Origin of the sequence: Streptomyces sp. DH24 (genome assembly GCF_029813775.1) — a bacterium.
Classification (GTDB): domain Bacteria; phylum Actinomycetota; class Actinomycetes; order Streptomycetales; family Streptomycetaceae; genus Streptomyces.
Map to the genome: position 1 here is coordinate 155,625 of NZ_JARVKW010000014.1, position 6,392 is coordinate 162,016.

Sequence of the window (6,392 nt, forward strand, 5' to 3'; positions counted from 1 at the left end):
CCATGGGCCTGGTCACAGAGGTGCTGCTGCTGCCGTTCGCCCCGGTGCGCGGCAGCGCCTGGGCCATCAGGCAGGTGCTCCAGGAAGCCGAACGGATCTACTACGACCCCGCCACGGTACGGGCCGAACTGTCCCGTCTGGAGGAGCGGTTGGAGTCCGGGGAGATCACCGAGGACGAGTTCGACCGCGCCGAGGACGAACTCCTCGACCGGTTGGAGGCCGCTGAGCGCATGAGCACACGGACAGGCGGGACCGCACGATGAACCGACTGGCACTCGGCCTGGCGGTGGGGGCCGGATACGTCCTCGGACGGAGCAGGAAGGCGAGGGTGGCGCTCGTCGTCGGCGGCCTGGTGGCCGGCAAGCGGATGAACCTCTCCCCGAAGGCGGTCGGCGAGCTGGTCTCCCGTCAGCTGCGGGAGAACCCGCAGTTCAAGGAGATCGGCGACCAGTTGCGGCAGGACCTGAGCGGCATCGGCAAGGCCGCCTCGGGCGCCCTGGTGGAGCGCCGGCTCGACTCGCTCGCGGACCGCCTCCACGGCCGCACCGCCCGGGTGCGCGACCGGCTCGCCGGCACGACCCCCGAGGTGCCCGGCGCCCGCCGCGGCGCCGACGAGGACCCCGACGCGTACGACGAGCCGGGGGACGACGAGGACGGCCCCGAGGCGCGTGACGAGCGCGGGACCGCCGAGGACACCGAGGCCGCCGACCGCGAGGCCACCGAGGGCACCGACGAGACGGGGCGGCGCGGTAAGGCACCGGCGAGGAAGAAGCAGACGGGCAAGTCCGCGCCCGTGAAGAAGACCCCGGCCAGGAGGGCGACGGCGAAGAAGGCCTCCGCCGGGACGGCGGCGGCGAAGAAGGCCACGGCGGCCGGAAAGCCCGCCGCCAGGAAGGCGAGCGGCACGCGACGCGGCGCCGAGGGCGCCCGGGGCCGCCGGACGAAGGGGAGTGGTGACCAATGACCGACGCCCCCGGACCGGCGGCCCCGACCGCGCGCGGCGCCGCCACGAGGAACCCGCTCGGCGACGTCGCCCACAGCGAGGCCGCCGACCGGCTCAGGGCGGAACTCTTGGAATACCTCGCCGCCCAGACGCATCGGCTGCTGGTGGGCGTCGGACGCAAACTCGGTGAGACCACCGTCAGGCTGACCGACATCGCCGAGGGCAGGAGCGAGGGCCTCCGCCGGCTCGCCCTGGACACCGGCCGCAGGGTCACCCGGGGCAGGGGCCCGCTCCGCTCCGTCCTGGAGGCCGGCGCCACGCACGCCAAGGACAACGTCCTCGGCACGCTCAAGGGCCTCGGCGACAAAGGCAGGAAGAACAACGACGAGGGCGGGGAGAAGGCGGACGAGGGCGGGAAGAACAAGAAGGGCGGCGGGGGCAGGCCCACGGTGATCGTCGAGCACATCGACGTCGGTGTCCCGCTGCGCACCGCCTACGACCAGTGGACGCGGTACCAGGACCTCGGCACCTTCGCCGAGGGTGACAAGAGCGCGAGCCGGGGCGACGACACGCACACCGCGCGGCAGGCCAAGGTCTGGTGGGCCGAGCGCAGTGGGAAGGCGACGACCACCGAACAGGTGCCGGACGACCGCATCGCCTGGTCGTCCGAGGGCGCCAAGGGCACCACCAGGGGCGTCGTCTCCTTCCACCGGCTCGGCGACAACCTCACGCGCGTCATGCTGGTGATCGAGTACTACCCGTCCGGGTTCCTGGAGAAGACCGGCAACCTCTGGCGTGCCCAGGGCCGCAGGACCCGGCTGGACCTGAAGGACTTCGCCCGCTTCACCACCCTCACGGGCGAGGCGGAGGACGCCTGGGAGGACCAAGAGCCCGAGGAGCCCGCCGAACCGGAAGAGTCCACACAGACCCAAAGGGCCGAAGAGGCCGAAGGGGCCGAAGGGGACCTTGAGGAAGAAGAGCCGGAGGAAGAAGAGGAGGCGGTACCCGAGGACGCATACGAGTACGAGGACGACGAGGACGACGACGAAAACGCGTACGAGACCGACGAGAACGGCACGTACGCCGAGGACGGGAGCCGTCGATGACGACAGCCGGCCGACTGCCCGACCCCTACGGCCGCGACTCCGGCGCCAACCTGGCCGACATCCTTGAACGGGTGCTCGACAAGGGCGTGGTCATCGCGGGCGACATCCGCATCAACCTGCTGGACATCGAACTGCTGACGGTGAAGCTGCGGCTCATCGTCGCGTCCGTCGACAAGGCCAAGGAAATGGGCATCGACTGGTGGGAGACCGACCCGGCCCTGTCCTCGCGCGCCAGACGGGACGAACTCGCCCGGGAGAACGCCGAGTTGCGCGAGCGCCTCGCCGCGCTCGATCCGGACCGGGCGGAGAGTGTGGAGCCCGGCCGGGCCGGAAGCCTCGACCCGGGCCGGACGGAGAGGAACGCCTGATGACGACCGGACTGCGCTACGTCTACGCCGTCTGCCGCCCCTTCGGCGCCGCCCTGCAGTCACAGGTCGCCGGGGTCGCCGGGGCACCGCCGGGACTGCTGACGCACCACGGCCTGGTCGCCGTCGTCAGCACGGTGCCGGAGCGGGACTTCGCCGAGGAACCGCTCCGGCGGCACCTCGAGGACCTGGACTGGCTTACCGCGACCGCCCGCGCCCACCAGGGTGTGATCGACGCGCTCACCACGGTCACCACGCCGCTGCCGCTGAGGCTCGGCACCGTGTTCCGCGACGACAGCGGCGTACGCGTGATGCTGGAGCAGCGCGAGGACGAGTTCCGGCGCACCCTGGAACGGCTCGACGGCCGGGTGGAATGGGGCGTGAAGGTGTACGCCGAGGCCGAGGCCGAGACGGACACGCGGGCCGAGGAGACTCCGCAGCGGCCCGCGTCGGGCCGCGACTACCTCGTGCAGCGACGCCGGCGCGCCCGGGCGAGCGAGGACATGTGGCAGCGGGCGGAAGCGTTCGCGAGCCGGCTGCACGAAAGGCTTTCCGCCCGCGCCGAGGAATCCCGGCTGCACAATCCCCAGAACTCGGTGCTTTCCGGGGCGGCCGGACGGAATGTACTCAACGCCGCCTATCTGGTGCCGCGTGCCGAGTCCGAGGAATTCGTGGAACTGGTCGACCGCACGAAGGACGAGGAACCGGGAATGCGCGTGGAACTCACCGGCCCGTGGGCGGCCTATTCGTTCGTTCAGGAGGACGTGTGACCGTCGTGGAACGCCGTGAGGTCGCCCTGGTGGACCTCCTCGACCGGCTGCTGGCCGGCGGGGTCGTCATCACGGGCGACATCACGCTGCGCATCGCGGACGTGGACCTCGTCCGCATCGACCTCAACGCCTTGATCAGCTCCGTGAACGAGAACGTGCCTTCGCCGTGGGAGGAGTTGACGTGACGACCCGCCGCAACCGGCTGGACCTCGAACCCGACACCGTGGAGCGGGACCTGGTCAAACTCGTCCTGACCGTCGTGGAACTGCTCCGCCAGCTCATGGAGAGGCAGGCCCTGCGCCGCTTCGACACGGGCGACCTGAGCGAGGAGCAGGAGGAGCGGATCGGGCTGACGCTGATGCTGCTCGACGAGCGCATGACAGAACTCCGGGACCGCTACGGACTGCGGCCCGAGGACCTCAATCTGGACCTCGGGCCGCTCGGACCGCTGCTGCCCCGGGACTAACGCCCGGCGCCGCTCACCACCGGTACCAACGGCCCCTGCCTCCGGCTGCCGTGGTGCCACGCACCAGGAAACCCAGCAGCCACAGCACGAGCACCGCTATCGCGATCCACCAGAGGATCTCGACGGCGAATCCGGCACCGAAAAGAATCACTGCCAGAAGCAGGACGAGCAGAAGTGGAACCATAGTGTGATACCTCCTGCTCCCCGGGTGTCCCGAAAAACTGAAATCAGGCCTGTTTCCGGCAGAGGATTTCCCCGTGCAGAACGGCGAACCAGCCGTCCTCCCGCGCCCCCCATTCCCGCCAGGATTCCGAAACGCGCCGCAACCCCTCTTCGGTGACATGACCGCCCTCGACCGCCCTCACCGCGTACGAGGACGCCAGGGTGCGGTCCGCCCACAGACCGCTCCACCACCGGCGCTCCTCGGGCGTGGCGAAGGTCCAGGTGCCGGAGGTGGCGACGACGTCGGTGAAGCCGGCTCGCAGCGCCCAGGACCGCAGCCGCCGCCCGGCGTCCGGCTCGCCGCCGTTGGCGCGCGCGACCCGGCGGTACAGGTCCAGCCAGTCGTCCAGCCCCGGGACCTCGGGGTGCCAGGTCATCGCCGCGTAGTCGGCGTCCCGGACGGCGACGTACCCGCCGGGTTTCGTCACCCGCCGCATCTCGCGCAGCGCCGCCACCGGGTCGCCGACGTGCTGGAGCACCTGATGGGCGTGGACCACGCAGAACGTCTCGTCCGGGAAGTCCAGGGCGTGCACGTCCCCGACGGCGAAGTCGGCGTTCGTGAGTCCCCGCCCGGCTGCGGTGGCGGCCGCCTGCGCCAGGATTCCCGGCTCCCGGTCGAGCCCGGTGACGTGCCCGTCGGGAACCAGCGCCGCCAGATCGGCGGTGATCGTGCCCGGCCCGCAACCGACGTCCAGGACCTTCATGTGGGGCCGGATCGAACCGAGCAGGTACGCAGCCGAGTTGGCGGCGGTGCGCCACGTGTGCGAACGCAGCACGGACTCGTGGTGTCCGTGCGTGTAGACGGCGGTCTCCCGCGTTTCCGGCATGACGGCGCTCCCCTTCGAACGGCACGGCTGGGCGGGATGTCGTACTCCCGCCGAGGTGATCGCAACGATAGAGCCGCGAACCGAATAATGAGACCGCCGTATTACGATGTGGACTGACGGGCGTCAGTGAGCCCCCTGCAGGGGCCGGTAGACGACGAGGGCCTCGGGCAGCTTCTCCAGCGTCACGCGCCCCTCGACCTCGGTGACCTCCCCGTCGTAGGCGAGGAGCGTGCCGGGCGCGACGCCGTCGAGGCGCAGCCGGCCCACCTGGACGGCGGCGTGGGCGGGGGAGCGGGTCAGCGGTCCGGCCAGCGCGGCGGCGAGCAGCCGGACGGCGGGCTTGCGGCCGCCGTGCACCACGCGCACGTCCAGCTGCCCGTCCGCCATGTCGAGGCGCCGCCCGGGGGCCAGGCCCATCCGGTGGTAAGTGCCGTTCCCGGCGAACAGCAGCCACAGCGGCCGGGTCCGGCCCTGCCGCGCGACCTCCAGCGGATGCCGCCCGCCGTGCAGCACCCGCAGCGCGGCGAGGACGCCGGCGGGCCAGCTGCCGATGCGGTGCGACCACCGGTCCCGCTCCCGCACCAGCTCGGGGTAGACGCCCAGACTGCACGTGTTCACGAAGACGCCCTGCTTGCCGCCGCAGGCGAACCGGCCGACGTCGACCCGCACGGCCTCGCCGCGCTCCAGCGCGGGTGCCAGGTCGCGGGCGTCCTCGACGCCGAGGTCGTAGGCGAAGTGGTTGAGGGTGCCGCCGGGCAGCACCGCGAGGGGCACGTCGTGCCGAAGGGCGATCTCGGCGGCGGCGTTGACCGTGCCGTCGCCGCCGCACACGCCGAGCACGACGGCGTGAGTGGCGGCCTTCTCCAGTTCGGCCCGCACGTCGGCCGCCTCGCACTCGACGATCTCGGCGCGCGGCAGGGCGTCCCGCAGCGAGCGGACCCGGTCGGCGCTGCCCGCGGCCGTGTTGGCGACGAGCACCAGTCCGGCGCCCTCCGGGAGCGCGGGGGCGTCCGCGCGGGGGCGGGCCGGCGGGGTCAGTTGGGCACGTGTCGGCACCATGCCCCGTACGGCGAACGCGGCGCCCGCGCCGAGGGCGGCACCGGCGAGGACGTCGCTCGGGAAGTGGACGCCCGTGTAGACGCGGGACAGGGCGACCGACGCGGCCACCGGGGCGACGGCCGCGCCCCACGCCGGGGACTCCAGGGCGACACCGGTCGCGAAGGCGGCGGCCGACGCGGAGTGTCCGGACGGGAACGAGGTCGTGATGGGCTGCCGCTTCAGCTGCCGGACGACCGGGACCGCGTCCAGCCCGGGCCGGGGGCGGCGCACGGTGCGCTTGCCGAGGGTGTTGATCGTCAGGGACGCCAGGCTCAGGGAGGCGAGCCCGCGGGCCGCGGCGCGGCGGGCGCGCGGGGTGCGGGTCGCGGCGAGCCCGGCGGCCACGGCGAACCACAGCACGCCGTGGTTCGCGCTGCGGCTCAGCCGGGGGAGCACGCGCTCGGCCCCGGGCCAGTGCCGGGCGGCGGCGGCCTCGAACAGACGGCAGTCCAGGGCGAGGAGGCGGTCCCGCAGTACGTGGTGACCGGGTTTGAGGGCGGTGAAGTCTACGTCCGGGCTCATGGGAGGCGTGTACCCGGCCGGGGCGGATTCCTGCCGTTCGGGTCAGTGGGGGGGGGCGTTGCCGTCGACGTGG

At 72.5% G+C, this 6,392-nt stretch carries 10 protein-coding genes; 7 read left to right on the top strand and 3 right to left on the bottom strand.

Translation table 11 applies throughout. From position 1 onward, the window contains the following. Positions 1-2 precede the first annotated feature (2 nt). Genes QC282_RS14325 through QC282_RS14355 form a run of 7 tightly spaced genes read left to right on the top strand, consistent with a single transcriptional unit; the run spans position 3 to position 3,650 of the window. Positions 3-263 (top strand): gas vesicle protein GvpG, encoded by a 261-nt coding sequence (locus QC282_RS14325; protein ID WP_279549703.1) that lies wholly within the window; start codon positions 3-5, stop codon positions 261-263. Further along, positions 260-964 (top strand): DNA primase, encoded by a 705-nt coding sequence (locus QC282_RS14330; RefSeq protein ID WP_279549704.1) that lies wholly within the window; start codon positions 260-262, stop codon positions 962-964. Before QC282_RS14325 ends, QC282_RS14330 begins: the two co-directional genes overlap by 4 nt. Next, entirely contained in the window at positions 961-2,049 is a 1,089-nt protein-coding gene (locus QC282_RS14335) for an SRPBCC family protein (protein ID WP_279549705.1), read from the top strand. Before QC282_RS14330 ends, QC282_RS14335 begins: the two co-directional genes overlap by 4 nt. Further along, entirely contained in the window at positions 2,046-2,417 is a 372-nt protein-coding gene (locus QC282_RS14340; RefSeq protein ID WP_279549706.1) for a gas vesicle protein, read from the top strand. The genes QC282_RS14335 and QC282_RS14340 overlap by 4 nt, the downstream gene beginning before the upstream one ends. Continuing rightward, the gene (locus QC282_RS14345; RefSeq protein ID WP_279549707.1) at positions 2,417-3,184 is read left to right on the top strand and encodes a GvpL/GvpF family gas vesicle protein; all 768 of its coding nucleotides are present in this window, start codon (positions 2,417-2,419) and stop codon (positions 3,182-3,184) included. Before QC282_RS14340 ends, QC282_RS14345 begins: the two co-directional genes overlap by 1 nt. Beyond that, positions 3,181-3,369, top strand: coding sequence for a gas vesicle protein (locus QC282_RS14350; RefSeq protein WP_279549708.1), 189 nt, complete (start codon positions 3,181-3,183; stop codon positions 3,367-3,369). Before QC282_RS14345 ends, QC282_RS14350 begins: the two co-directional genes overlap by 4 nt. Beyond that, positions 3,366-3,650, top strand: coding sequence for a gas vesicle protein K (locus QC282_RS14355; RefSeq protein ID WP_279549709.1), 285 nt, complete (start codon positions 3,366-3,368; stop codon positions 3,648-3,650). The genes QC282_RS14350 and QC282_RS14355 overlap by 4 nt, the downstream gene beginning before the upstream one ends. 13 nt (positions 3,651-3,663) lie before the next feature. Here QC282_RS14355 and QC282_RS14360 read toward each other — a convergent pair whose 3' ends face one another. The 3 genes from QC282_RS14360 to QC282_RS14370 form a co-directional block, all read right to left on the bottom strand. Next, positions 3,664-3,834 carry a hydrophobic protein gene (locus QC282_RS14360; protein ID WP_279549710.1) on the bottom strand — a complete coding sequence of 57 codons (171 nt, stop codon included), beginning with the start codon at positions 3,832-3,834 and terminating at the stop codon, positions 3,664-3,666. A 43-nt stretch (positions 3,835-3,877) separates the two neighbouring features. Continuing rightward, positions 3,878-4,699 (bottom strand): methyltransferase domain-containing protein, encoded by an 822-nt coding sequence (locus QC282_RS14365; protein WP_279549711.1) that lies wholly within the window; start codon positions 4,697-4,699, stop codon positions 3,878-3,880. Between the two features lie 123 nt (positions 4,700-4,822). Next, positions 4,823-6,319: a bifunctional phosphatase PAP2/diacylglycerol kinase family protein gene (locus QC282_RS14370; protein WP_279549712.1), complete on the bottom strand. Its 1,497-nt coding sequence runs from the start codon at positions 6,317-6,319 to the stop codon at positions 4,823-4,825. Positions 6,320-6,392 lie beyond the last annotated feature (73 nt).